Origin of the sequence: Streptomyces montanus (assembly GCF_005786655.1) — a bacterium.
In the GTDB taxonomy this organism is placed as follows: Bacteria; Actinomycetota; Actinomycetes; order Streptomycetales; family Streptomycetaceae; genus Streptomyces; species Streptomyces sporangiiformans.
On sequence record NZ_VBZC01000053.1, the window covers coordinates 738 to 24,890 of the forward strand.

General features: G+C 70.0%; 21 protein-coding genes, 4 tRNA genes and 1 pseudogene. 14 read left to right on the top strand and 12 right to left on the bottom strand.

The features are described from left to right. The 5 genes and pseudogenes from FE633_RS48840 to FE633_RS35270 form a co-directional block, all read left to right on the top strand. Positions 1-174: pseudogene (locus tag FE633_RS48840) on the top strand (DNA polymerase III subunit gamma/tau); the annotation flags it as partial. Between the two features lie 139 nt (positions 175-313). Then, positions 314-1,567: a phosphoribosylamine--glycine ligase gene (gene purD, locus FE633_RS35255; RefSeq protein WP_138049247.1), complete on the top strand. Its 1,254-nt coding sequence runs from the start codon at positions 314-316 to the stop codon at positions 1,565-1,567. A gap of 273 nt (positions 1,568-1,840) precedes the next feature. After that, positions 1,841-3,856 (top strand): hypothetical protein, encoded by a 2,016-nt coding sequence (locus FE633_RS35260; RefSeq protein WP_425473269.1) that lies wholly within the window; start codon positions 1,841-1,843, stop codon positions 3,854-3,856. A 225-nt stretch (positions 3,857-4,081) separates the two neighbouring features. Further along, entirely contained in the window at positions 4,082-5,635 is a 1,554-nt protein-coding gene (locus FE633_RS35265; RefSeq protein ID WP_138049249.1) for a N,N-dimethylformamidase beta subunit family domain-containing protein, read from the top strand. 207 nt (positions 5,636-5,842) lie between these two features. Beyond that, the gene (locus tag FE633_RS35270) at positions 5,843-6,742 is read left to right on the top strand and encodes a phosphoribosylaminoimidazolesuccinocarboxamide synthase (RefSeq protein ID WP_138049250.1); all 900 of its coding nucleotides are present in this window, start codon (positions 5,843-5,845) and stop codon (positions 6,740-6,742) included. Between the two features lie 45 nt (positions 6,743-6,787). Here FE633_RS35270 and FE633_RS35275 read toward each other — a convergent pair. The 8 genes from FE633_RS35275 to FE633_RS35310 form a co-directional block, all read right to left on the bottom strand. After that, positions 6,788-6,860, bottom strand: a tRNA-Gly gene (locus FE633_RS35275). Between the two features lie 23 nt (positions 6,861-6,883). Further along, a complete protein-coding gene (locus FE633_RS35280; protein WP_138049251.1) occupies positions 6,884-7,504 on the bottom strand; it encodes a response regulator transcription factor in 621 nt (206 codons plus the stop codon). Continuing rightward, positions 7,501-8,808 carry a sensor histidine kinase gene (locus FE633_RS35285; RefSeq protein ID WP_138049252.1) on the bottom strand — a complete coding sequence of 436 codons (1,308 nt, stop codon included), beginning with the start codon at positions 8,806-8,808 and terminating at the stop codon, positions 7,501-7,503. Before FE633_RS35285 ends, FE633_RS35280 begins: the two co-directional genes overlap by 4 nt. A 26-nt stretch (positions 8,809-8,834) precedes the next feature. Then, on the bottom strand, positions 8,835-9,653 hold the full coding sequence (locus FE633_RS35290) for an ABC transporter permease (protein ID WP_138049253.1): 819 nt from the start codon (positions 9,651-9,653) through the stop codon (positions 8,835-8,837). Then, entirely contained in the window at positions 9,650-10,627 is a 978-nt protein-coding gene (locus tag FE633_RS35295; RefSeq protein WP_138049254.1) for an ABC transporter ATP-binding protein, read from the bottom strand. The genes FE633_RS35290 and FE633_RS35295 overlap by 4 nt, the downstream gene beginning before the upstream one ends. Positions 10,628-10,801: 174 nt before the next feature. Beyond that, a tRNA-Gly gene (locus tag FE633_RS35300) sits at positions 10,802-10,877 on the bottom strand. 79 nt (positions 10,878-10,956) lie between these two features. Beyond that, positions 10,957-11,028: transfer RNA gene (locus tag FE633_RS35305), tRNA-Gly, on the bottom strand. A 134-nt stretch (positions 11,029-11,162) separates the two neighbouring features. Further along, positions 11,163-11,480 carry a histone-like nucleoid-structuring protein Lsr2 gene (locus FE633_RS35310; RefSeq protein ID WP_119101271.1) on the bottom strand — a complete coding sequence of 106 codons (318 nt, stop codon included), beginning with the start codon at positions 11,478-11,480 and terminating at the stop codon, positions 11,163-11,165. Between the two features lie 348 nt (positions 11,481-11,828). On the opposite strand from FE633_RS35310, the gene purS reads away from it, so the two are divergent. The 7 genes from purS to purM all read left to right on the top strand — a co-directional run bounded on the left by purS (position 11,829) and on the right by purM (position 19,586). Continuing rightward, on the top strand, positions 11,829-12,095 hold the full coding sequence (purS, locus tag FE633_RS35315; RefSeq protein WP_033321423.1) for a phosphoribosylformylglycinamidine synthase subunit PurS: 267 nt from the start codon (positions 11,829-11,831) through the stop codon (positions 12,093-12,095). Next, positions 12,092-12,772, top strand: coding sequence for a phosphoribosylformylglycinamidine synthase subunit PurQ (purQ, locus tag FE633_RS35320; protein ID WP_138049255.1), 681 nt, complete (start codon positions 12,092-12,094; stop codon positions 12,770-12,772). The genes purS and purQ overlap by 4 nt, the downstream gene beginning before the upstream one ends. Continuing rightward, a complete protein-coding gene (gene purL, locus FE633_RS35325; protein WP_138049256.1) occupies positions 12,769-15,027 on the top strand; it encodes a phosphoribosylformylglycinamidine synthase subunit PurL in 2,259 nt (752 codons plus the stop codon). Before purQ ends, purL begins: the two co-directional genes overlap by 4 nt. A 132-nt stretch (positions 15,028-15,159) precedes the next feature. After that, the gene (locus tag FE633_RS35330; RefSeq protein ID WP_138049257.1) at positions 15,160-15,957 is read left to right on the top strand and encodes a maleylpyruvate isomerase family mycothiol-dependent enzyme; all 798 of its coding nucleotides are present in this window, start codon (positions 15,160-15,162) and stop codon (positions 15,955-15,957) included. Between the two features lie 79 nt (positions 15,958-16,036). After that, the gene (locus FE633_RS35335; RefSeq protein WP_138049258.1) at positions 16,037-16,855 is read left to right on the top strand and encodes an META domain-containing protein; all 819 of its coding nucleotides are present in this window, start codon (positions 16,037-16,039) and stop codon (positions 16,853-16,855) included. 72 nt (positions 16,856-16,927) lie between these two features. Next, positions 16,928-18,454, top strand: a complete 1,527-nt coding sequence (gene purF / locus FE633_RS35340) for an amidophosphoribosyltransferase (protein WP_138049259.1) — start codon at positions 16,928-16,930, stop codon at positions 18,452-18,454. 64 nt (positions 18,455-18,518) lie between these two features. Next, positions 18,519-19,586, top strand: coding sequence for a phosphoribosylformylglycinamidine cyclo-ligase (gene purM, locus FE633_RS35345; RefSeq protein WP_138049260.1), 1,068 nt, complete (start codon positions 18,519-18,521; stop codon positions 19,584-19,586). Between the two features lie 128 nt (positions 19,587-19,714). On the opposite strand, the gene FE633_RS35350 is transcribed toward purM, so the two are convergent. Both FE633_RS35350 and FE633_RS35355 read right to left on the bottom strand, forming a co-directional pair. After that, positions 19,715-19,975, bottom strand: coding sequence for a DUF3073 domain-containing protein (locus tag FE633_RS35350; protein WP_138049261.1), 261 nt, complete (start codon positions 19,973-19,975; stop codon positions 19,715-19,717). A 287-nt stretch (positions 19,976-20,262) separates the two neighbouring features. Beyond that, positions 20,263-21,348, bottom strand: coding sequence for a Leu/Phe/Val dehydrogenase (locus FE633_RS35355; protein WP_138049262.1), 1,086 nt, complete (start codon positions 21,346-21,348; stop codon positions 20,263-20,265). 232 nt (positions 21,349-21,580) lie between these two features. Here FE633_RS35355 and FE633_RS35360 point away from each other — a divergent pair, with 232 nt between their 5' ends. Together FE633_RS35360 and bldC are read left to right on the top strand one after the other, a co-directional pair. After that, positions 21,581-22,423, top strand: a complete 843-nt coding sequence (locus FE633_RS35360; protein WP_138049263.1) for a DUF8083 family protein — start codon at positions 21,581-21,583, stop codon at positions 22,421-22,423. A gap of 468 nt (positions 22,424-22,891) precedes the next feature. Next, entirely contained in the window at positions 22,892-23,098 is a 207-nt protein-coding gene (gene bldC / locus FE633_RS35365) for a developmental transcriptional regulator BldC (RefSeq protein WP_119101261.1), read from the top strand. A 587-nt stretch (positions 23,099-23,685) separates the two neighbouring features. Here the strand turns inward: bldC and FE633_RS35370 are convergent. Continuing rightward, positions 23,686-23,877 (bottom strand): DUF6274 family protein, encoded by a 192-nt coding sequence (locus tag FE633_RS35370; protein ID WP_138049264.1) that lies wholly within the window; start codon positions 23,875-23,877, stop codon positions 23,686-23,688. Between the two features lie 177 nt (positions 23,878-24,054). After that, positions 24,055-24,129, bottom strand: a tRNA-Asp gene (locus tag FE633_RS35375). Positions 24,130-24,153 lie beyond the last annotated feature (24 nt).

Sequence of the window (24,153 nt, forward strand, 5' to 3'; positions counted from 1 at the left end):
CCGACACCTCCGCCACCACCCCGGCCCTCGGCCCCGGAACCGCCGCCCATTTCGCCGGAGGACGACATGCCGGCGGACGACGATCCCGACCTCGACGAGTCGGCTCTGTCGGGGCACGAGCTGATCGTGCGGGAGTTGGGGGCAACGGTCGTGGAGGAGTTCTCGAACGAGTAACCCATCCAAGGGCAGCCCCGATCAGCGCCGACAGCCCCGATCGGCCCCGGACGCCGTCGAGGTGCCGCGACCGCACGACAACCGAACGCGCCCGGCTCCCGGCGGACCGCCTGGTGGAGCCGACCGTTAGGCTGACCCCGTGAAGGTCCTCGTCATCGGTAGCGGCGCCCGCGAACACGCCCTGTGCCGCTCCCTGTCCCTCGACCCCGACGTCACCACCCTGCACTGCGCCCCCGGCAACGCGGGCATCGCAGAGGTGGCCGAGCTGCACCAGGTGGACGCCCTCGACGGCAAGGCCGTCGCCGCGCTGGCCACGGAGCTGGGCGCCGAGCTGGTGGTCGTGGGCCCGGAGGCCCCGCTCGTCGCGGGGGTCGCCGACGCCGTGCGCGAGGCGGGCATCCCGGCGTTCGGCCCCTCCCGGGAAGCCGCGCAGCTGGAGGGTTCCAAGGCCTTCGCCAAAGAGGTGATGGCGGCGGCGGCCGTACCCACCGCGCGTTCGTACGTCTGCACGACCCCGGACGAGGTCGACGAGGCGCTCGACGCCTTCGGCGCTCCGTACGTCGTGAAGGACGACGGGCTGGCCGCCGGCAAGGGCGTCGTCGTGACCGACGACCTCGAGCAGGCGAAGACACACGCCAACGCCTGCGACCGCGTGGTCATCGAGGAGTTCCTCGACGGACCCGAGGTCTCCCTCTTCGCGATCACCGACGGCGAGACCGTCCTCCCGCTGCAGCCCGCCCAGGACTTCAAACGAGCCCTGGACGGCGACGAGGGCCCGAACACCGGCGGCATGGGTGCGTACTCCCCGCTGCCCTGGGCAGAGCCGAAGCTCGTCGAGGAGGTCCTGGACACCGTCCTCCAGCCGACCGTCGACGAGCTGCGGCGCCGCGGCACGCCGTTCTCCGGCCTCCTCTACGCGGGCCTGGCGATCACCAGCCGCGGTGTACGGGTCATCGAGTTCAACGCCCGCTTCGGCGACCCCGAGACCCAGGTCGTACTCGCCCGCCTGAAGACCCCGCTCGCGGGCGTACTCCTCGCCGCCGCGCAGGGCACCCTCGCCGACTTCCCCGATCTGCGGTGGAGCAACGACGCGGCCGTCACCGTGGTCATCGCCTCGCACAACTACCCCGGCACCCCGCGCACCGGCGACCCCATCGAGGGCCTGGACGAGGTGGCGGCACAGGATGCCCCGGACGCGTATGTCCTGCACGCCGGGACGAAGCGCGACGGCGACGCGATCGTGAGTGCCGGGGGCCGGGTGCTCTCCGTCACGGCGCGCGGTGCGGACCTCGCCCGGGCCCGCGAACGCGCGTACGCGGCCGTCGACCGCATCCGCCTCGACGGCTCGCAGCACCGCACGGACATCGCGGCCAAGGCGGCGGCCGGGGCGTAACGGGGGCCGGCTTCCGTCCCTCCTGGCCCCTCTCCGTCACCCACCTCTGCCCAAAGCCATTCCATCGAGTGGCCGATCGCCCATCCAGCTGACGAGGGCCGGGGCCCCAACTATGGTGCGGCGCAAGCGTTCCGGCACTTGGCCCACCGGCATTGCGATGTCAGTCCTGGGTGCCACAGTGGGGGAGTGAGCAACGCCATGGACGTCCGCCGACGGTGGCTGGGTATGCACGCGCCGGCCGGGCAGTGAGGGGTGACATCCGTCGTGTCCGGTATGGGTGTGGAGGCGGGCGCGCAGGCCGCGCGCTCCCGGGCTCTCGCCGTGCTGCGTATCCGCAGCAGGGCGCTGGCCGTCGCACTGCTGCCCGCGGCAGTCGCTGTCGTGCTGCTGGTCGGCGGGGCGACGGGTCACCTCAACGGCGAGGGCTGGCATGTCACCCGCTGGATCGTGACCGTCGTGGCGCTCCTGGCCCTTCTCGCCGCCGCCGGCATCGGGCTGGTCGTCGCCCGCGCCCGGCCCGCCGTGAGTCCCACGGTCGGGCTCACCGAGCAGTCGGCGCCGGATCTGTACCGCATGGTGCGGGATCTGGCCGACCGCCTGGACGTCCCCGCCCCCTCCGCGATAGCGCTCACCCCGGACTGCGACAGCTGGCTGGAGGACCGCACCCACCGGGCCCACGGCCCGCCCCGGCCGTCGGAGTCCCAGGACGAGACATCGGGCGTGGCAGGCGGGCGCGGATTCCGGAACCTTCCTCGAGCTCTCGGCTTCGGTCGAGCCGGAGCCCGAGCCCGAGCTGGATCCCCAGCCCTGGCCGGAGCCGGTCCATACGGGCAGCCCCCCCACCGGCGTACGCCCGGCGCGCCCGTCCTCGTCATAGGCTCGCCCTTCCTGTGGTGGATGCGGGTCGGCGAGCTGCGCGCGGTCCTCGCACCGGTCGTCGCCGGTACGGGACCGTCGGCGCACCCCGACATAGCGGCGGCCCGTCGTTTCGTACGGGGCCTGGACGCGGCCGTGGCGGTGACCTCCGCGCCCACGCGCGGACCCGTGGCCCGCACGGTTCTCGCCTGCGTCGGCTGGGTGGCACGGCTGCTCCTGCGCAGCTGCCGCGGCCATGCGGGCGAGATGGAACGGGGCGTGGCGGCAGCGGCCGCCGAGCGTGCACAGGCTGTGGACTACGGGCTGCGGATCGTCGCGCAGGAGCAGGTGGGGCTGGCTTACGCGGGATGGGACCGCCTGCTGACCCGCGTCGCGTTGCCCGCCTGGCGGATGGGCCGCTGGCCCTCCCGACTCGATGCGGGCGTCGTCGCGGCCCTCACCGAGCTCTCCCGCCGGGACCGCCTCGCCGAAGGCTTCGCCTCCCGCCTCGGCGAGCGCCCGGCCTGTGACCTCCTGGAGGAGCCCGGCGCCGTCGACGAGGCCGCGTCCCTTCTCGCCGCCCGCCTCTTCCACGGCGGCCCGGCCGAAGCCGGCTCCGACTGGGCGCCCGTGGACTGGTCCGAGTATCCGGACGAGGTGGTCGACCGCAAGTGGCGCACGGACGCCGCGCGGCTCCACCGGGTGCTGGACGCCCTGGGCATGAACCGCTCCTCCGGCCCGGCGGCCGTCGGCCCCGAGGGCCCGACGTTGTCCCGGGTGATAGAGCACTTGACGGGCACGGGCACGGGCACGGGCACGGGTGCGAGGGCGGGGAGGGATGACGACCCCGGCGCCCATGACGCCCCCGTCACCCCGAACGCCCTGGACACCCACGACGTCCACGACGTCCACGACGTCCACGACGTCCACGACACCCCTGACACCCACGACGCCCATCGCGTCGTGGACGACGCCGCGATGTACGGGAGCGAGGACGACGACGGAGGCGGGGTCGCGAACGAGCGGTCCGCCGCGCTGGCGGCGGGGCTCAGCGCGGAGCTGGCCCGTGAGGAGGCCGCCGCGCCGACGGCCCGGGCGGCGTCGCCCGCCGGCTCCACCGGGCAGGGCGGCCCGGACACCGCTCTCCTGGACGACGGAATGCTGCCGCTCTTCCCTCTGCAACCTCCGCGAACCGGACGCGAACTCCTCACCGACCACGTCACGGCCATGGTCTGCTGCGCCGCGACGGACACGGCCGGCGCGTCCCCCGGACTCGACTGGCTGGACGGCCCATCCCTCCTGATCAACGGCGAACGCTCCGCCGACCTCACTCCCCGAGTCCTCAGGCTCGTCGAGAACGGCGACCCCGCGCCCCTCCGGGACTGGCTCCTCCACCTCGGCATCCGCCCCGAGAAACCGGTCCGCTTGGTCTGACCGGCCTTCCGTGACCGTCCCACCCTCCGACCGTCCACCCCACCCCCGGACCGTCCGCCCCATTCCCCCGACAGTCCACCCCATCCGCCCCCCGCCCCACGCGGAGCCAATCGCGACGAACGGTGACCGTTCGCATGCTTAATGTGATGTGCTGGGACCCGTCATTTGGCCATGGCAAGGGCTTGCGGTGCACGACGGCTTGCGGGGCACGGGGAGGGAATTCGGATGGGCTCGGAGCAGATTCGCCGGTGGGAGTCGGGAGCGATGGCGCACGCCGTGACGGACCCCTTCGGTCAGGGCCCTGTCCCCTGGCTGCGCGGCAGCGAGCAGTACTTCGGCGACACCGGCCAGGTCGTCCCGTGGTACATCGAGCATCCCCTCTCGCCCGGCGCGGCACCTCCCGAAACCTCCGGAAGCCTCGGAACCTCAGGAACGGCCAGGATCCCCGCGCCCCGAAGCCACTCCACCCCCCGAAGCCACCCCCACTCCCCAGGGCCTCGCTCCGCCGACGACGTCCGCCGTCAGATCAAGGGCTTCTCCTCCACCGGCGCGGCCGCCCCCGGCGAGGCCATCGACTTCCACATCACGGTCGACCCCCCGCAGCAGTTCAGCGTGGACATCTACCGCATCGGCCACTACGGAGGCGACGGCGCCAGCAAGATCACCACCAGCCCCCGCCTCTCCGGCATCGTCCAGCCGCCCCCGCTCACCGCCGACCGCACGGTCTCCTGCCACCACTGGTGGCTCTCCTGGCGGCTCCAGATCCCGTCGTACTGGAGCGTCGGCGCGTACGTGGCCGTCCTCACCACCGTCGACGGCTACCGCTCCCACGTCCCCTTCACGGTCCGCGACGACCACCCCGCCGACCTCCTGCTCCTCCTCCCGGACGTCACCTGGCAGGCGTACAACCTGTACCCGGAGGACGGCCGCACAGGGGCGAGCCTGTACCACGCCTGGGACGAGAACGGCCGTCTGCTCGGCGAGGCGGACGCCGCGATGACGGTCTCGTTCGACCGCCCCTACGCGGGAGCGGGCCTGCCGCTCCACGTGGGTCACGCGTACGACTTCATCCGCTGGGCCGAGCGCTACGGCTACGACCTCGCGTACGCCGACGCCCGCGACCTGCACGCCGGACGAATCGACCCCACCCGTTACCGCGGCCTCGTCTTCCCCGGCCACGACGAGTACTGGTCGACCCCGATGCGCCGCACCGCGGAACGCGCCCGCGATCGCGGCACCTCGCTCGTCTTCCTCTCCGCCAACACGATGTACTGGCAGGCCGAGTTGGCCCCCTCCCCGTCCGGGGTCCCCGACCGTCTCCTCACCTGCCGAAAGCGTCGCGGTCCCGGCAAAGCCGTCCTGTGGCGTGAAGTCGACCGCCCGGAACAGGAGCTCCTGGGTATCCAGTACGCGGGGCGGGTACCCGACGCGCACCCGCTGGTCGTCCGCAACGCCGACCACTGGCTGTGGGAGGCGACCGGCGCGCACGAGGGCGACGAGCTGGAGGGCATGGTCGCGGGCGAGGCCGACCGCTACTTCCCGCGCACCCCGCTCCCCGAACACCAGGGCCGTATCCTCCTGGCCCACTCCCCGTACCGGGACACCGAGGGCGCGATCCGGCACCAGGAGACGTCGCTGTACCGCGCCCCCTCCGGAGCCCTCGTCTTCGCGGCCGGCACCTTCGCCTGGTCCCCGGCCCTGGACCGCCCGGGCCACGTGGACGAACGCATCCAGCGGGCCACGGCCAACCTCCTGGACCGCATCTGCAAACGCGACTGAGGCCTACGGGACCTCAGAACTCACCGCACACCGCGCACCACATCGCCCAGCACGCACCACGCACCACGCACACCACACGCCACACCCCCTGAGCACGCGCAGGCGTCCCCATACGCGAGAATCGAGCCACTGGGCCCACCCGTCACCCACCACCGCCCTACCCGGGCCCTGCGGGCGCCTGTTTTTCTTCAACCACGCGGAGGAACCGTGTCCGGATTCGTCGACAAGCCCGAGCCGATCGAGGTCCCGGGCCTGGTGCATCTGCACACCGGCAAGGTGCGCGACCTGTACCAGAACGAGGCGGGCGACCTCGTGATGGTGGCCAGCGACCGCATCTCCGCGTACGACTGGGTGCTCCCCACGGAGATCCCCGACAAGGGCCGCGTCCTCACTCAGCTCTCGCTCTGGTGGTTCGAGCAGCTCGCCGACGTCGTCCCGAACCACGTCCTGAGCACCGACCTCCCCGAGGGCGCCCCCGCCGACTGGCAGGGCCGTGCCCTGGTCTGCAAGTCCCTGCGGATGCTCCCGGTCGAGTGCGTCGCCCGTGGCTATCTCACCGGCTCCGGCCTCGCCGAGTACAACGAGACCCGCACCGTCTGCGGCCTGGCCCTCCCCGAGGGCCTGACCGACGGCTCCGAGCTGCCCGCGCCGATCTTCACGCCCGCCACGAAGGCCGCGGTCGGCGAGCACGATGAGAACGTCCCGTACGAGGAGGTCGCGCGCCAGGTCGGGGCGGAGACCGCGGCGCAGCTGCGCCAGGCGACGCTCGCCGTGTACGGCCGGGGCCGCGACATCGCACGCGACCGCGGGATCATCCTCGCGGACACGAAGTTCGAGTTCGGCTTCGACGGCGAGACGCTGGTCATCGGCGACGAGGTGCTGACTCCGGACTCCTCCCGCTTCTGGCCCGCCGACCAGTGGGAGCCGGGGCGCGCGCAGCCGTCGTACGACAAGCAGTTCGTGCGCGACTGGCTGACCTCCCCCGACTCCGGCTGGGACCGCGGGAGCGAGCAGCCCCCGCCGGCCCTGCCCGAGCAGGTCGTGTCGGCGACCCGCGCCAGGTACGTCGAGGCGTACGAGCGCCTGACCGGCACGAGCTGGTCGTAGACACAAAGGAAGCCCCCGGCGAACACCGGGGGCTTCCTTCTTCTGAGCGGACGACGAGGTTCGAACTCGCGACCTCAACCTTGGCAAGGTTGCGCTCTACCAACTGAGCTACGTCCGCACTGCGCCGTGGCGCGACAGCCACTATACCCAACCTCGCTCCCGCGCGACCCGCACCGCCGCGTGACGGTTCTCGGCCCCCAGTTTGGACACGGCCGAGGAGAGATAGTTGCGCACGGTGCCCTGCGACAGCGCGGCCCGGTCGGCGATCTCCGCGACGGGCGCCCCGTCGGCCGCCAGCTCCAGCACCTCGGCCTCGCGCGCGGTCAGCGGCGACTCCCCGGCGGAGATCGCGTCGGCGGCCAACTCCGGGTCGACGTAACGGTTCCCGGCATGCACCGTACGGATGATCTCCGCGAGCCGCTGCGCGCTGACGGTCTTCGGGACGAACCCGCGCACACCTGCCTCAAGGGCCCGCTTCAGATGCCCGGGCCGCCCGTGACTCGTCACGATCAGCACCCTGCAGCCGGGCAGTTCGGTCCGTAGCGATGTGGCCACCCTCACACCGTCCGCCCCCGGCATCTGAAGATCCAGCACGGCCACGTCGGGTTCGTGGGCCCGTGCCATCGCCAGCGCCTCCGGGCCGGTCGCCGCCTCGGCCACCACGAGCAGATCGTCCTCCAGCGCGAGCAGCGCGGCCAGCGCCCCCCTGATGAGGTGCTCGTCATCGGCGAGCAGCAGCCGGACGCGCGGTACGGGGGTCATGAGGCGGCCCTCTCACCGACCGGCCGAGGGGCCGTAGACGACGAGGACGAGGACGAGGAGGCGGACGAAGAGGCGGACGAGGAGGCGGACGGCAAGGGGACCGTCGCCACCACCCGGAACATCCCACCCTCGGCGGGCCCCGCCTCCAGCGTCCCGTCCACCGCCGACAGCCGCTCCCGCAGCCCTGCCAGCCCGGACCCGGCCCGGGACCCGGCCCCGGATCCGGTACGCGAGTTCGGCGGTGCCCCGTCGTTCTCCACGGTGAGCACGACCTGGCCGTCGGCCGCGCGCAGCGACACGGCACAGCGCTCGGCGTCCCCGTGCCGCAGGACGTTCGTGGTCGCCTCCCGTACGGCCCAGCCGAGCGCCGACTGGACCGCCGTGGGCAGGCCCGCCACGGAACCGGTGACCGTGCAGTCGATCCCGGCCGCCGTCAACACACCCTGCGCACCCGCGAGTTCGGCGGCGAGGTCGGCCTCGCGATAGCCCCGTACGACTTCCCGCACCTCCTTCTGTGACTCCTGTGCGATGCGCTGCACCTCGATCATCTGCTCCAGGGCCTCCGGCCGTTCACGCCGCGCGAGTTGTACGGCGAGCTCGCTCTTCAGAGCGATCACCGCGAGATTGCGGCCCATCACGTCGTGCAGATCGCGTCCGAAGCGGAGCCGCTCCTCCGCGACGGCGAGCCGGGCCCGGGTCTCGCGGGCCTCGTCGAGTTCATAGACAGCGTTGAGCAGCCAGACGGAGAACGCGGAGGTGAAGGCGAGGAATCCGGCGCCGAGCAGCACCACGAACGCCGTGACCAGCGCGGCGGGCCCCGGGATGCCCAGCGGGAACGCGACCACTCCGGCGCCTGCAGCGAAGCCGCCCACCATCGACAGCATGCGCCGCCGGTTGCGGAGTCCGAGCGCCATCGTGCCGGCCCCGAAGGACAGCACGCCCACGAAGAGCGAACTCCCGGCGATGGCGGCGCCGTCGCCACCGGGACCGCGCTCCGCGAAGCCGAGCGCGCCGATGGCGATGAGCACGGTGACCGTACCGAGAGCGCCCAGCAGGCGCATGGGCTGCTCGCGGCTGCCGCGCGCCCAGTCGAGCGCCCGGGACGCGGTCACCGCACACAACACGGCGTGGGCGCACACCAACACGAAGAGCAGGCTCGCGAACGGCACCGGGACCTGATCGAAGGGCGTGAGCCCGATCGCGGCGATCTCGATCAGCCCGAAGAAGTGGAACGACCAGCGCGTATACGTCTCGACCTTGGCCGGCGTGCTCTTCCCCCGCCACCAACTCCCGGGCCTGCGCATGCCCCCACCCCCATGTACGTACGCGGTTACCTTCGCGGTTCCCACCGGAACCACCGTCGCACAGCGAACACGGCGATCACGGTCCAGGCCACGGCCGTCGCGACGGCACCGAGTGCGTCGTATGCCGAGAGGTCGCCGGTCCAGCCACCGCGTATCAGGGTGATCACCGGGGTGAGCGGCAGCAGTTCGCAGAAGGAGGCGATCCGGTCGGGCATCACTTCGAGCGGAACGAAGGTCCCCGAACCGATCATGGAGACCATCGTCAGCGGCAGGGCCGCGACCTGCGCGCCCTCCACGCTCCTGCTGAAGCTCGCGGTGACGGCGGCCAGCGCCGGCCACATCGCGAGCCCCAACACCAGCCCGAGAAGGGCGAGATGAGGCGCCTGGGGCGCCCCGACGTCCAGGAGCACGGCGGTGGCCGTCGTCAGGACCAGGCACTGCGCCAGGCCGATCCCGACCGCCGGGAGGGCCGCGCCCGCGAGGATCTCCCCGTCCCGCAGCTCCCCGGTGCGCAGCCGCTTGAGCACGAGCTCCTCGCGGCGGCCCGCGTACACGCTCACGAGCGAGCTGTAGACCGCGAAGATCAGCGAGAAGCCGATGGAGGACGGCAGCAGGACCGCGCCGACCGACAGGCCGCTGTCCTTCAGGTCCATGTCGTCCACGGTCGACCGGAGACTGAACGGCAGCAGGAGCGGCACGAACAGCGCCGCGAAGAGCGTGGCCTTGCTGCGCCCCAGCAACGTCAGCTCGGCCCGTGCGAGGGAACCCATCCGCCCCGCCCGTGTGACCAGGGCGGTCCCCGCCGTGGTCCCGGTGGCGGCCTTGGCCGCGGTTCCCGTGCTCATGCCACGCGCTCCTGCTCCGTCTGCCGGCCCTTGTCTGTCTGCCTGCCTGTCTCCGACGCTTCGCGGGCGATGCGCAAGAACGCCTCCTCCAGCGACCCCGACCGCACATCGAGCCCTCGTAGCTCGATCCCGGCCCGCTCGGCCCATACGAGCAGCCGGGTGGCGGTCCGTTGCAGTTCGTTCGTGCGCAGCCGGATCGTCCGCCCCTCGGCCTCGTGTCCGGTGACGCCGAGTTCGGCGAGGGGCGGCAGGTCGCCGAGGAAGTAGCCGTCGGGCAGTTCGAAGGAGATCCGGGACGGCTGGGAGGCGGTCACCTCGGCCGGCGTCCCGGAGGCCGCGATGCGCCCCTCGTGCAGGATCGCCAGCCGGTCGGCGAGCCCCTCCGCCTCCTCCAGGTAGTGAGTGGTCAGCAGCACCGTCGTACCCGCCTCGCGCAGCTCGCGCACCAACTCCCAGGTCTCCTGGCGTCCTTCGGCGTCGAGGCCGGTCGTCGGCTCGTCGAGGAAGAGGACCTCGGGCCGTCCGAGGAGCGCGAGCGCCAGGTCCAGGCGCCGCTTCTCGCCGCCGGACAGCTGCTTCACCCGTACATCGGACCGCCGGGCCAGCCCGACCATCTCCAGTGCCTCCGCCGCCGGCCTCGCCCCGCTGGTGCAGCCCGCCCACATCCGTACGGTCTCCGCGACGGTCAGCTCGGCCGAGAAGCCGCCCTCCTGGAGCATGACGCCGATGCGCGGGCGCACCGCGTCGCGTTCCGTGTACGGGTCGTGGCCGAGGATTCGCACCTGTCCGCCGGCCGGCGGCGCGAGGCCCTCGAGCAGTTCGACGGTGGAGGTCTTGCCCGCGCCGTTCGTCCCGAGCAGTGCGAACAGTTCACCTCGGCCGACGGTGAAGGTCACCCCCCGGACCGCCTCGAACTCTCCCCCGTACACGCGTCGTAGATCGGTGACCTCAATCACGTGCTCGTTCGTGTTCATGAGACCAGCCTGCCCGCTGCCGCCGGGCGGGAGCAGTGCGCGCTGTCATCACTGCACATGACAAATGTCAGACACCCTGGATCACACGCTCTGAAGAGGCCGCAAGAGGGAAGCACGCAAGGGCACACGAAAAAGACCCCGGTCATGATGACCGAGGCCTTTCCTCTGGATCTCTGGAGCGGACGACGAGGCTCGAACTCGCGACCTCAACCTTGGCAAGGTTGCGCTCTACCAACTGAGCTACGTCCGCATTGCCTCCGACCGGCTCTCACCGATCGGCGCGAGCACCACCTTACCTGATCCACAAGGATGCCCGGTAAGAGATGCAGAGCGGGTGACAGGAATTGCACACTGCGCCTTCCCCCTGGAAGGGGGATGTTCTACTACTGAACTACACCCGCATGGCTCGTGAGGTGGGCTTTTTCGGCCTCGCCCCTCGGCGTGCTCCAGACTCTAGCTGATCAGACGGGGTGCAGCGCAAGTCGGTTGTCCCCAGGGCCCGCTGACGGACCCTGGGCATCAGCCGGACCGAGCCTCACTGGGCTGCGGTGAACGCCTCGTAGACCTTCTTCGGGATGCGCCCGCGAGCGGGCACCTCCATCTTGTTCGACTGCGCCCAGGCGCGGACCGCCGCCGGGTCCGGGGCCACCGACGTCTGCTTGTAGGTCTTGCCGGACCGCGAGCGCTTGCGGCCGGCCTCCACGTACGGCGCGAGTGCCTTACGCAGTTTCTTGGCATTGGCTTGATTGAGGTCGATCTCGTACGACTTGCCGTCCAGACCGAAGGCGATCGTTTCCGCCGCTTCCGAGCCGTCGATGTCGTCGAAGAGAGTGACTACGACACGCTGCGCCACGAATATCGGTCCCTTCGTGCGGCACCTCTGTGGCAACGTCCTGGTGACGTGCCGAGATACCGACTGTTTGGCTGCTTTATAGAGCGATTGGGCAAAGTATCGGCTATTGCCAATTCATTTGTACAGTGCTTGGCAATGCAATGTGGGCCCGACTTAATCTCTCCGCGTGTCCCGCCGCAATAGGGTTCCGGGTGTCGATCCGGATCTTTCCCAGGATTTTCCGTGAAGGTAGCCCGTCGATGCGGAATCGTGATGGCCGTCACGTAGATTCCTACGAATCTACTCGCGTAGAAATTCGGTGCGGGTAGTCTGAAGGAACCTGCTCAGCACCACACACCGGGAGTGCCAGTGGCACGCGTCGTAGTCGACGTCATGCTCAAGCCGGAGATCCTCGACCCCCAGGGCCAGGCGGTGCAGCGTGCACTGCCGCGCCTCGGTTTCCAGGGCATCTCCGACGTACGTCAAGGAAAGCGCTTCGAGCTCGAGGTGGACGGGCCGGTCGACGACACCGCGCTCGCCCGCATCCACGAACTGGCGGAATCCTTCCTCGCCAACACCGTGATCGAGGACTTCACCGTCAAGGTGGAGGAAGTGAAGGCGGAGGCAGGAAAGTGACCGCTCGTATTGGCGTCGTCACCTTTCCGGGCAGCCTCGACGACCGCGACACGCAGCGTGCGATCCGCCTCGCTGGTGCCGAGCCCGTCGCTCTATGGCACAAGGACAAGGACCTCAAGCAGGTCGACGCCGTGGTGCTGTGCGGCGGTTTCTCCTACGGCGACTATCTGCGCGCCGGTGCCATCGCGCGCTTCTCGCCGGTGATGGAAACCGTGATTGAGCAGGCGAAGTCGGGAATGCCGGTGCTCGGCATCTGCAACGGCTTCCAGATCCTCACCGAGGCACATCTGCTGCCCGGCGGGATGCTCGGCAACGACCATCTGCACTTCATCTGCCGTGACCAGAAGCTGCGGGTGGAGAACGCGGACACCGCCTGGACCACCAACTACGCAGCCGGCCAGGAGATCCACATCCCGCTGAAGAACATGGACGGGCGGTACGTCGCCGACGAGCGCACGCTCGACATGCTGGAGGCGGAGGGCCGGGTCGCCTTCCGCTATCTGGACTTCAACCCGAACGGTTCGCTGCGCGACATCGCCGGCATCACGAACGAGGCGGGCAACATCGTCGGCCTCATGCCGCACCCGGAGCACGCCGTCGAACCCCTCATCGGGACCGGCCGCACCGATGGCCTCCCCTTCTTCACCTCGATCCTCAAGAAGCTGGTCAACGCATGAGCCGCACTCCCCTGGACACGGTCGAGCACGCGGCCGCGACCCCGGACGTAGAGCTGCCCTGGGCCGAACTCGGCCTGAAGAAGGACGAGTACGAGCGGGTCGTGGAGATCCTCGGCCGCCGCCCGACCGGCGCCGAGCTCGCCATGTACTCGGTCATGTGGTCCGAGCACTGCTCGTACAAGTCCTCGAAGGTCCACCTCCGCCAGTTCGGCGAGAAGGCCCCGCAGAGCGATGCCCTCCTCGTCGGCATCGGCGAGAACGCCGGCGTCGTGGACGTCGGCCACGGCTACGCGGTGACCTTCAAGGTCGAGTCGCACAACCACCCGTCGTACGTGGAGCCCTACCAGGGCGCGGCCACCGGCGTCGGCGGCATCGTGCGCGACATCATCGCGATGGGCGCGCGGCCGGTGGCGGTCGTGGACCCGCTGCGGTTCGGCGCGGCCGACCACCCCGACACCAAGCGCGTCCTGCCCGGCGTCGTCGCCGGCATCGGCGGCTACGGCAACTGCCTGGGCCTGCCCAACATCGGCGGCGAGGTCGTCTTCGACGCCTGTTACCAGGGAAATCCGCTGGTCAACGCCGGTGCCATCGGCGTCATGAAGCACGAGGACATCCACCTCGCGAAGGCGTCCGGCGCGGGCAACAAGGTCATCCTGTACGGGGCCCGGACCGGCGGTGACGGCATCGGCGGCGCGTCGATCCTCGCCTCCGAGACCTTCGACGACGCCAAGCCGTCGAAGCGCCCGGCCGTCCAGGTCGGCGACCCCTTCCAGGAGAAGCTCCTCATCGAGTGCACCCTGGAGGCCTTCCAGGAGAAGCTGGTCGTCGGCATCCAGGATCTGGGCGCGGCGGGCCTTTCCTGCGCCACGTCCGAGCTGGCCTCCAACGGCTCCGGCGGCATGCGCGTGACCCTGGACGACGTACCCCTGCGGGACTCGACCCTCTCGCCCGAGGAAATCCTCATGAGCGAGTCGCAGGAGCGCATGTGCGCGGTCGTGGAGCCGGAGAAGGTCGACCGGTTCCTCGAGATCTGCGACAAGTGGGACGTCATCGCCACCGTGATCGGTGAGGTGACCGACGGCGACCGCCTGGAGATCTACTGGCACGGCGGCAAGATCGTCGACGTCGACCCGCGCACGGTCGCGCACGACGGCCCGGTCTACGAGCGCCCGTACGCCCGTCCGTCCTGGCAGGACGAACTGCAGGCGGACGATGCGAACAAGCTCCCGCGCCCCGGCACCGGGGACGAGCTGAAGGACCAGGTCCTCAAGCTCGTCTCGTCCCCCAACCAGGCCTCCAAGTCCTGGATCACCTCCCAGTACGACCACTTCGTGCAGGGCAACACGGTGCTGGCGCAGCCCGAGGACTCGGGCATGATCCGCATCGACGAGTCGAGCGGTCTCGGCGTCGCCATCGCGACGGACGGCAACGGCCGGTACGCGAAGCTCGACCCGTACGCGGGCGCCCAGCTCGCCCTCGCCGAGGCGTACCGGAACGTGGCGACGACCGGCGCCAAGCCGCTCGCCGTCTCCGACTGCCTGAACTTCGGCTCGCCCGAGGACCCGGCGGTGATGTGGCAGTTCGCGGAGGCCATCCGCGGACTGGCCGATGCCTGCCAGCAGCTGGGCACCCCGGTGACCGGCGGCAACGTGTCGCTCTACAACCAGACGGGCGAGGCGGCGATTCACCCGACCCCGGTCGTGGCCGTGCTCGGCGTGATCGACGACGTGGCCCGCCGTACGCCGGTGGCCTTCCAGGAGGAGGGCCAGCTGCTCTACCTCCTCGGTGACACGCGTGAGGAGTTCGGCGGTTCGGCCTGGTCGCAGGTGATCCACGACCACCTCGGCGGTCTGCCGCCCCAGGTGGACCTGGAGCGCGAGCGTCTGCTGGCCGAGATCCTCATCTCGGCCTCCCGCGACGGCATGATCGACTCCGCGCACGACCTGTCCGACGGCGGCCTCGTCCAGGCCGTGGTCGAGTCGGCCCTGCTCGGCGGCAAGGGCGCCCGCCTGGTCGTCCCCGAGGGCCTGGACGCCTTCACGTTCCTCTTCTCGGAGTCGGCGGGCCGCGCGCTCGTGGCCGTCCCCCGCTCCGAAGAGCTCCGCTTCAACGACATGTGCGGCGCGCGGGGCCTGCCCCTCGCCCGCGTCGGTGTGGTGGACGGCGACACCGTGGAGGTCCAGGGCGAGTTCACGCTCTCCCTGGACACGCTGCGCGAGGCACACGAGGCGACGATCCCGGCGCTGCTGGCCTGAGATCCCGTAGGTCACTGAAGGCCTCGCCCGGCTCCGGGCGAGGCCTTCGGCACGCGTGCGGTGGGGCGGCGCCGAGCTCCGGCCGGCCACCTCCACGTCGAAGGCGATGCCTCCCCGACTAGGCTCCGCACCATGCCCCCGGCCAGAAAACGCATGCGTGCCTACGACCCTGCGAAGATCCGCGCGGCGGTGCTCGCTCAGTTCGGGAACGTACGGGAAGGCGTTCGCACGCTGGCCCCCGAGCAGCTCGCGCGCCCCACGAGGTTGGGGGACTGGACCGTACGGGAGCTGGCCGCGCATGTGACCATGGCCGTCGAGACCGTCAGCCGGAACCTCGAACGCGAGGAGCCGCCGAAGGCGGAGCTCGCGCTGCTCGACTGGCCGGGCGCGACAGCCGCGCGGGCCGGTGACATCGACGAGGGCACGCGGGAACTCGCCGAGCGCAACCCCGACCTCGACGCCCTGTACGCCCGCACCGAGCGGCGCATCACCGAGCACCTGGCCACGGCACACGGCGAGCGGCTGCTCGCCACCCGCACGGGAACCATGACCCTGGCCGACTACCTCGTCACCCGCACGGTCGAACTCGTCGTCCACACCGACGACCTGAACAGCGCGACGCCCGGCCTCGACATCCCGTACGACCGCCAGGCCCTCGCCGCCTGCACCCGCCTGCTCGCCGACGCGCTCGCCGCGAAGGCGCCCGGCGCCTCCACGGAGGTCCGCGTCCCGCCGTTCGCGGTCGTGCAGTGCATCGAGGGGCCCCGCCACACCCGGGGCACCCCGCCGAACGTCGTCGAGACCGACCCGCTGACCTGGATCCGGCTCGCGACCGGGCGTACGGAGTGGGCATCCGCCGTGGCCGACGCCAAGGTCAGCGCCGGCGGCGAGCGGGCCGACCTGGGCGGGCTGCTCCCCCTGATGCGCTGAGAAGGCCGGGCAGGAGGATGACAGGGGGAACCAACCAGACACGGGGAACCAACCACCCCACCCGCCCCGTCCAAGCGGCATGCACACGCAGCGTCTAACCTTCAGCATCCTGGCGGTCACCGGACTGCTCGCCACCGCGGCCTGTGGCACGGAGAGCGCCGGCGACGGGACCGGATCCGACTCCGTCGGTGCCCGCCCGCAGTCCGAGATCACCGGCAAGCACTGGAACGTGGAGAGCGTGACCGTCGACGGCACCCGACATGACGCCCCGGCCGGCGCCCACATCGAGTTCGGCAAGGACGGCAAGGTCGGCGGCAACTACGGCTGCAACCACTTCGGGGCGAGTACCGAGGTCGAGGGCGACACGATCACGGTCGGCTCCGACCTCCACAAGACCGAGATGGCCTGCGGGGACAAGCCGATGGAGTTCGAGTCCAAGCTCTCCGGTGTGCTCTCCGACAGCACCATCAAGGCCGAGGTCAACGACGGCAAGCTGACGCTCACCACCCAGGACGGAAGCACCGTGCGGCTCGTCGAGGAGGAACCGGCCGAGCTCCAGGGCACGAAGTGGAACGTCACGAGTCGCCTGAAGGGCGATTCGACGAGCCCGCTGGCCTCCGAGGCCAAGGGCAAGGTCCACCTCACCTTCGACGGCAAGGGCACCGTCCGCGGGCAGCTCGGCTGCAACAGGATGTCGGCGAAGGCGACGGTCAGCGACGGACGCATCACTCTCGGGTCCCCGTCCACCACCCGCATGATGTGCTCCGCCTCACTCATGGACACCGAAAGGGAGCTGCTCAAGCTCTTCGACGGGACGGTCACCTATGAGTTGAAGCACCGATCCCTCACGCTGACCAGCGAAAACGGCACCGGCATCGAAGCCGTCGCCGCCAAGTGATCCACAGGGGCGCCGCATCCGCAGCCATTCCCCACTTCGGACCAGCGGCCGATCTCGCCTACACTCGGTGGCGTGCCACGTGGTGACGGACGACTCAACCACGACCTGTTCCCCGGTGAGAAGGGCCCCCAAGACGCCTGCGGCGTCTTCGGTGTCTGGGCCCCGGGGGAAGAGGTCGCGAAGCTCACTTACTTCGGGCTCTACGCCCTCCAGCATCGGGGCCAGGAATCCGCGGGAATCGCGGTCAGCAACGGCTCCCAGATCCTCGTCTTCAAGGACATGGGCCTCGTGTCCCAGGTCTTCGACGAGACCTCCCTCGGTTCCCTCCAGGGTCATATCGCGGTCGGTCACGCCCGCTACTCGACCACTGGTGCCTCCGTCTGGGAGAACGCCCAGCCCACCTTCCGTGCGACGGCGCACGGAACCATCGCCCTCGGCCACAACGGCAACCTGGTCAACACGGCGCAGCTTGCCGAGATGGTCGCCGATCTGCCGCAGCAGAACGGCCGGTCCACACAGGTCGCCGCGACCAACGACACCGACCTGATCACGGCGCTGCTCGCCGGCCAGGTCGACGAGTTCGACAAGCCGCTGACCATCGAAGAGGCCGCCGCGCTGATCCTCCCGCAGGTCAAGGGCGCCTTCAGCCTCACCTTCATGGACGAGCACACGCTGTACGCGGCCCGTGATCCGCAGGGCATCCGCCCGCTGGTCCTCGGCCGCCTGGAGCGCGGCTGGGTGGTCGCCTCCGAGTCCGCCGCGCTCGACATCTGCGGTGCCAGCTTCGTCCGCGAGATCGAGCCGGGCGAGTTCGTCGCCATCGACGAAAACGGTCTGCGCTCGTCGCGATTCGCGGAAGCGAAGCCCAAGGGCTGCGTCTTCGAGTACGTATATCTGGCCCGCCCCGACACCGACATCGCCGGCCGGAACGTCTACCTCTCGCGCGTCGAGATGGGCCGCCGCCTCGCCAAGGAAGCACCCGTCGACGCCGATCTCGTCATAGCGACACCGGAGTCCGGCACGCCCGCCGCGATCGGTTACGCGGAGGCATCCGGCATTCCGTTCGGCGCCGGCCTGGTGAAGAACGCGTACGTGGGCCGGACCTTCATCCAGCCTTCACAGACCATCCGCCAGCTCGGCATCCGTCTGAAGCTGAATCCCCTCAAGGAAGTCATCAAGGGCAAGCGCCTGATCGTCGTGGACGACTCGATCGTGCGCGGCAACACCCAGCGCGCACTCGTGCGGATGCTGCGCGAGGCGGGCGCGGCCGAGGTCCACATCCGGATCTCCTCGCCCCCCGTGAAGTGGCCCTGCTTCTTCGGTATCGACTTCGCCACCCGCGCCGAGCTGATCGCCAACGGCATGACGGTCGAGGAGATCGGCAAGTCCCTGGGCGCCGACTCCCTCTCGTACATCTCCATCGACGGCATGATCGAGGCGACCACCATCGCCAAGCCGAACCTCTGCCGTGCCTGCTTCGACGGCGAGTACCCGATGGATCTCCCCGACCCCGAGCTCCTCGGCAAGCAGCTCCTGGAGACCGAGCTGGCCGCGGGCCCGGCGGCGACCGCCGCGGCCGACGCGATCCGCCGCCCGTGAGCAACGCGACCGCAGCACATCCAGCTGGCACCCCCAGCTGTACGACACGAAAGCTCTCACAGTCATGACTGAGACCTCAGCTGCCAGCTACGCGGCTGCCGGCGTCGACATCGAAGCGGGCGACCGCGCCGTGGAGCTCATGAAGGAGTGGGTGAAGAAGGCGCAGCGCCCCGAGGTCCTCGGCGGCCTCGGCGGCTTCGCGGGCCTCTTCGACGCCTCCGCCCTCAAGCGCTACGAGCGCCCGCTGCTGGCCTCCGCGACGGACGGCGTCGGCACGAAGGTCGACCTGGCCCGGCAGCTCGGCGTGTACGACACCATCGGCCACGACCTGGTCGCGATGGTGATGGACGACATCGTGGTGTGCGGCGCCGAGCCGCTCTTCATGACCGACTACATCTGCGTCGGCAAGGTCCACCCCGAGCGGGTGGCCGCCATCGTGAAGGGCATCGCCGAGGGCTGTGTGCTGGCGGGCTGCGCCCTCGTGGGCGGCGAGACGGCCGAGCATCCCGGGCTTCTCGGTCCGGACGACTTCGACGTCGCCGGCGCGGGCACGGGCGTGGTCGAGGCGGACCGGCTGCTTGGCGCGGATCGTATCCGTAAGGGTGACGCCGTGATCGCCATGGCGGCCTCCGGCCTTCACTCGAACGGGTACTCGCTCGTCCGGCACGTCCTCTTCGACCGTGCTCGGCTGAGCCTCGACCAGCATGTCGAGGAGTTCGGCCGCACCCTCGGCGAGGAGCTCCTGGAGCCCACCAAGATCTACTCGCTGGACTGCCTGGCGCTGACCCGCACGACCGAGATGCACGCCTTCTCGCACATCACGGGAGGAGGCCTCGCGGCCAACCTCGCCCGGGTGATCCCCGACGGCCTGCACGCGACCGTCGACCGGGCCACGTGGACGCCGGCCCCGGTCTTCGATCTGGTCGGCACGACCGGCCGGGTCGAGCGACTGGAGCTGGAGAAGACCCTGAACATGGGCGTCGGGATGATCGCGATCGCCCCCCAGGACTCCGTGGATGTGGCACTCGCCACACTCGCCGACCGTGGCGTGGACGCCTGGGTCGCGGGCGAGATCACGGACCGCGGGGATCACGAGACGGGCGCCGCGCTCACCGGGGACTACGCCGGCTAGACAGCGTTCAGCGGGCTCCTCCCGGGATCCCCGGAAGGAGCCCGGCGCGGGAGCCTGACGCGAGGACAGCGCAAAACCCGGCCCGGCGCGTTAACCGCTCCGGACCGGGTGAAGCGCAGCTAAGACAGTCAAGCGCCGCGACGCTGCTGTTGCGACGACGGACTGGACTCGTCGTCCTCGTCCTCATCGTCGTCGTTGTACAGATCCGCGTACTGGGCGTACGGGTCGTCGTCGTCTTCGTCGTCCTCGAACGGCTCGCCGTTCGGCGGTTGGCTCGAAGTCGAAGCGCCCAGCTCGTTGGCCAGACGCGACAGGTCAGTCCCGCCGCTGTTGTACTTCAGCTGGCGGGCGACCTTCGTCTGCTTGGCCTTGGCCCGGCCGCGCCCCATGGCTCGACCCCCTCGGTGACGGGGCTCGACGGCCCCAGAGTCTTGACACGCGTTCATGATCTGGAACGGGCTCTCCTCGGAGAGACCGGTCCGTAGGGCTTCCACGGTACCTGAGCCCGCGCCCATACGGTACGTCGCCCGCAGGACGTGCCTTCGCCCAGGACCTGCGAGGAGCCCCGTCCCCGCTGGTCAACCGCGATTTTAACCTGTTCTCGGCGTACGACCCGCCGACGAACGTGAGAGTTGTCTCCAACACCCGCCGACGGGTACCCCGCGGACTGTGGACCCTAGCGCCGACGGGCTTCCGCCATGCGCTGCTCGGCGATCCGGTCGGCCGCGGCGGCCGGCGGAATCCCGTCCTCCTTCGCACGTGCGAATATGGCCAGCGTGGTGTCGTAGATCTTCGCCGCCTTCGCCTTGCACCGCTCGAAGTCGAACCCGTGGAGCTCGTCGGCGACCTGGATGACGCCGCCGGCGTTCACGACGTAGTCGGGCGCGTAGAGGATCCCGCGATCGGCGAGGTCCTTCTCGACCCCCGGGTGCGCGAGCTGGTTGTTGGCGGCGCCGCACACGATCTTCGCGGTGAGCGCCGGTACGGAGTCGTCGTTCAGCGCCCCGCCCAGCGCGCAGGGGGCGTAGATGTCCAGACCCTCGACACGGATCAGGGCCTCGGTGTCCGCCACGGCCGTGACGCCCGAGGCGTGCTTGGCCTGAATCCGCCGTACGGAGTCCTCCCGCACATCCGTGATCACGACCTCGGCACCGTCGTCCCGCAGATGGTCCACGAGGTGGCGCCCGACCTTGCCCACTCCCGCGATGCCTACCCGGCGGCCGCGCAGCGACGGGTCGCCCCACAGATGATGGGCGGAGGCCCGCATGCCCTGGAAGACGCCGAACGCGGTCAGTACGGAGGAGTCGCCGGCGCCCCCTTGTTCGGGCGAGCGGCCGGTGGTCCAGCGGCATGCGCGGGCGACCACGTCCATGTCGGCCACGTAGGTACCGACGTCGCAGGCCGTGACGTACCGACCGCCGAGCGAGGCCACGAACCGGCCGTAGGCCAGCAGCAGCTCCTCGGTCTTGATCCGCTCGGGATCGCCGATGATCACGGCCTTGCCGCCGCCGTGGTCGAGCCCGGCCATGGCGTTCTTGTACGACATCCCGCGCGCGAGGTTCAGCGCGTCGGCGACAGCCTCTTCCTCGGTCGCGTACGGATAGAAGCGCGTGCCGCCGAGGGCGGGGCCCAGGGCGGTCGAGTGGATGGCGATGACGGCCTTGAGGCCACTGGCTCGGTCCTGGCAGAGGACGACTTGCTCATGGCCCCCCTGCTCCGAGTGGAACAGGGTGTGCAGGACGCCGTCGGTTACGTCGGTCACGGTGGTGACTCCCGGGTAAGTAGCGGCGGTTGGGGAGCGGACCCCGTAAGGGTGGCGGGTTCCGTGGCATGAGATTAGAGCCTCCGACTGCCCGCCATCCGCGCAGTGGTCAGGATCATCCTCTCTCGGAGTACGGTCACGGTGTGCCATCGGACGATTTGCAGTGGTTTCCCGCGCGCTGGTGCGCGGTTTTCGTGGGTTTTCCATCAGATCGGCGGGGGAGGGAGCAAGCGTGCCCAAGGTGTCCTCGGTGATCGTCCCGTACGCGTCCTATCTGCGTGTCTACGAACCGCTGGCCGCCTTCCCGGAACCGGAGCGGAGCCACTGGGCCCGTTACGCGCACCGCCCCCACCGCCCCTCGTACCAGGACGAGCTGCGCCGCTCCCTGGCCGATCTGCTGCCCACGCCGCCGATCCCCGTGCCCGTGCACGAGAGCAGCGAGGCGTTCGTCACGGAGGTGGACGGCGTGCTGTGCGTCTGCCCCTGGCGCACCCGGCTACGCGGCTGGCAGGCCCTGGGCGAGCTGCCCGAGGATCTGCCGGCGCCGGTGCTGGACGCGGTGCTGCCCCCGGTCGTCCGCCGCCAGGCCGCCCAGGACTACGAGCGGTGGCTGAGCCGTAACCCCGACGCCCGGCCCTGGATCCGCACATCGACCTGGCAGGTGCCGCTGAACTGGTTCGTGCTCGTCTCCGACGAGGAGCGCGAGTACGCCAAGGGGTCGGGCGAGGAGGCGCCCGTACTCCGCTACCGGACGCCCATGGTGCAGGCGCGACGCCGGGTGGCGCGGGCCCTGAAGGCGCTCAAGGACTCCATCGAGGAGGGGCCCCTCATCGACGGCCTGGTGGACGTCGGGCGGTGGCTGGAAGAGTTCCATCCGCGCTCCCTGGTGGAGCTGGACTACGGCGGCCTCGTGCACGTCCTGCCCGAGGAGCAGCTCGACGGGGATCACTCGGCGGCCGATGTGGCCGAGGGGATCGAGGCGCTGCGCACCGGCGACGGGGCCGGGGCCGGGGAGGCGTACGGCCGGCTCGTGGAGCGGTGGCGGTCGGTACGGGACCGCCGGTCGGCGAACTGACGCGTGGGGCCCAGGCGATCTGACGGGACGTAAGTCCCGATCCTGGACTTTGTGGGTAAGCGTGACGGACGGCACTAACGAGGACCTTGCACCTAACGCCCCCCCTCATGTCAAAATAGGACAAGGAGTCCGGGGGAGGCTCCTTCTGCCTACTTATGGGTGGAATCTCAGCATTGCACGCTATGGGGGGTCTGGTGACTCCTGATCGTCCTGTGACTGATCGTCACAGTGGCGTAACTGTCCGCTATGGCATGGTCCATCGGCTTCCGTCGCTGATGAACACCTGGGAGGGCAATTCCATCGGTTTGGCCGACGCGGCTGGACAGATGGTGTAGTTGTAGTGCCGAGGACAAGCCGTTCGTCCTATAACCGACTCGACTCGCGTCCGCCATTTCGGGCAACGCGGGTCAAGGTGCAGAATTTAGAGGAAAGAACCGAGAAGGTTCGGTTCTCCCGAGGAGGCCGCTCATGACCGCTCGCACCCCTGATGCCGAAGCGCTGCTGACCCCGGCTGAGGTCGCCACGATGTTCCGCGTTGACCCGAAGACGGTCACGCGGTGGGCGAAGGCCGGCAAGCTGACATCGATTCGCACGCTCGGCGGGCACCGCCGTTACCGCGAGGCTGAGGTCCGCGCTCTGCTCGCGGGCATCCCGCAGCAGCGCAGCGAGGCCTGAACAACTGCATAAACAGGGCATTTCGGCAGGTTCCCCCAACGTGCCGGACTGCCCGAACCAAAGCTCCAAGCGACGCGGGTTCTGCCCCAACAGAGCCCACGCCCGAGTCAGTACCGCAAGCAACAAGGGTGCGTCGTCGATCGCGCTGGACTCCGCCGGGTCCAGCGCGATCTTTTTTGTGTGCCGGTCATGGGTGGATCGTGAACGATCGTGGGCCCTGGCGGGCGGTCCGGGCCGTCGTGGGTGACCCTGGTCGATCTTGGGTTGAGGGGCGTGTCTGTGCGCGGCCTTGTCGGAGTCTGGGCGGGCCTGTCGCGTCTCCTGTGGGTCGCCTCGGAGGCGCGGTGCAATTGCACATATTAAATTGACCTGTTGTAGGCGAGGTGTAAGTACCGCGAGTTTGAAAACTTATGCGGTGACACCCGTCACATGCTGGAGCGCTTGTTGCCCGCTGTGCACCTGCGCTAGTGGAGATCGTGTGCATCTCGGGCCGAGCGAGCGACACTTGGCGCTCCGCGCGTCCGGCGCGCCCCGGCGCCGCCCTCGCCGTCCCTCACGCCGCCTGTACGCCGCTCTCACGCCGTTCTTCACGCCGTGGACGGGCTTTCGTCCTCGACGGCGCACTCCTGGCCCTCCAGGCCGTCCGGAGCGTGCTCCATGGCCAGTCTCAGCAGCCGGTGGCAGATCGGGCAGTGTCGCGTCAGATGGCGATACCCGGAGGCGGCCGACAGGTGGGCCCGAAGTAAGGCCCGTGTCTCATGCCTGGCGGACACCGTCATACGACACCTCCAGCGACTACGAGTCCCCTGCGGGCCCCTGTTGTCTAGGTACCGGGGGAAAGTGACGCCGTCAAGACACGGGGGGGCGCATGACAGAGGGCCCGCACCTCGCCGGGTACGGGCCCTTCAAGCGAAAGGCCCGCACCATTGCTGGGTGCGGGCCTCTCACATGTGATGCGGTCCTGACGGGATTTGAACCCGCGGCCTCCACCTTGACAGGGTGGCGAGCACTCCAAACTGCTCCACAGGACCTGGTTTCGCAGTGCGATTGGTGCG

Coding starts and splice junctions, on each gene's coding strand:
- FE633_RS35265 (WP_138049249.1), top strand. CDS start 4,082: ATGGGCTCGGAGCAGATTCGCCGGTGGGAGTCGGGAGCGATGGCGCAC.
- FE633_RS35260 (WP_425473269.1), top strand. CDS start 1,841: ATGGGTGTGGAGGCGGGCGCGCAGGCCGCGCGCTCCCGGGCTCTCGCC.
- FE633_RS35290 (WP_138049253.1), bottom strand. CDS start 9,653: ATGAGCACGGGAACCGCGGCCAAGGCCGCCACCGGGACCACGGCGGGG.
- purM (WP_138049260.1), top strand. CDS start 18,519: ATGACTGAGACCTCAGCTGCCAGCTACGCGGCTGCCGGCGTCGACATC.
- purL (WP_138049256.1), top strand. CDS start 12,769: ATGAGCCGCACTCCCCTGGACACGGTCGAGCACGCGGCCGCGACCCCG.
- FE633_RS35350 (WP_138049261.1), bottom strand. CDS start 19,975: ATGGGGCGCGGCCGGGCCAAGGCCAAGCAGACGAAGGTCGCCCGCCAG.
- FE633_RS35285 (WP_138049252.1), bottom strand. CDS start 8,808: ATGCGCAGGCCCGGGAGTTGGTGGCGGGGGAAGAGCACGCCGGCCAAG.
- FE633_RS35335 (WP_138049258.1), top strand. CDS start 16,037: ATGCACACGCAGCGTCTAACCTTCAGCATCCTGGCGGTCACCGGACTG.
- FE633_RS35295 (WP_138049254.1), bottom strand. CDS start 10,627: ATGAACACGAACGAGCACGTGATTGAGGTCACCGATCTACGACGCGTG.
- FE633_RS35330 (WP_138049257.1), top strand. CDS start 15,160: ATGCCCCCGGCCAGAAAACGCATGCGTGCCTACGACCCTGCGAAGATC.
- bldC (WP_119101261.1), top strand. CDS start 22,892: ATGACCGCTCGCACCCCTGATGCCGAAGCGCTGCTGACCCCGGCTGAG.
- FE633_RS35370 (WP_138049264.1), bottom strand. CDS start 23,877: ATGACGGTGTCCGCCAGGCATGAGACACGGGCCTTACTTCGGGCCCAC.
- FE633_RS35280 (WP_138049251.1), bottom strand. CDS start 7,504: ATGACCCCCGTACCGCGCGTCCGGCTGCTGCTCGCCGATGACGAGCAC.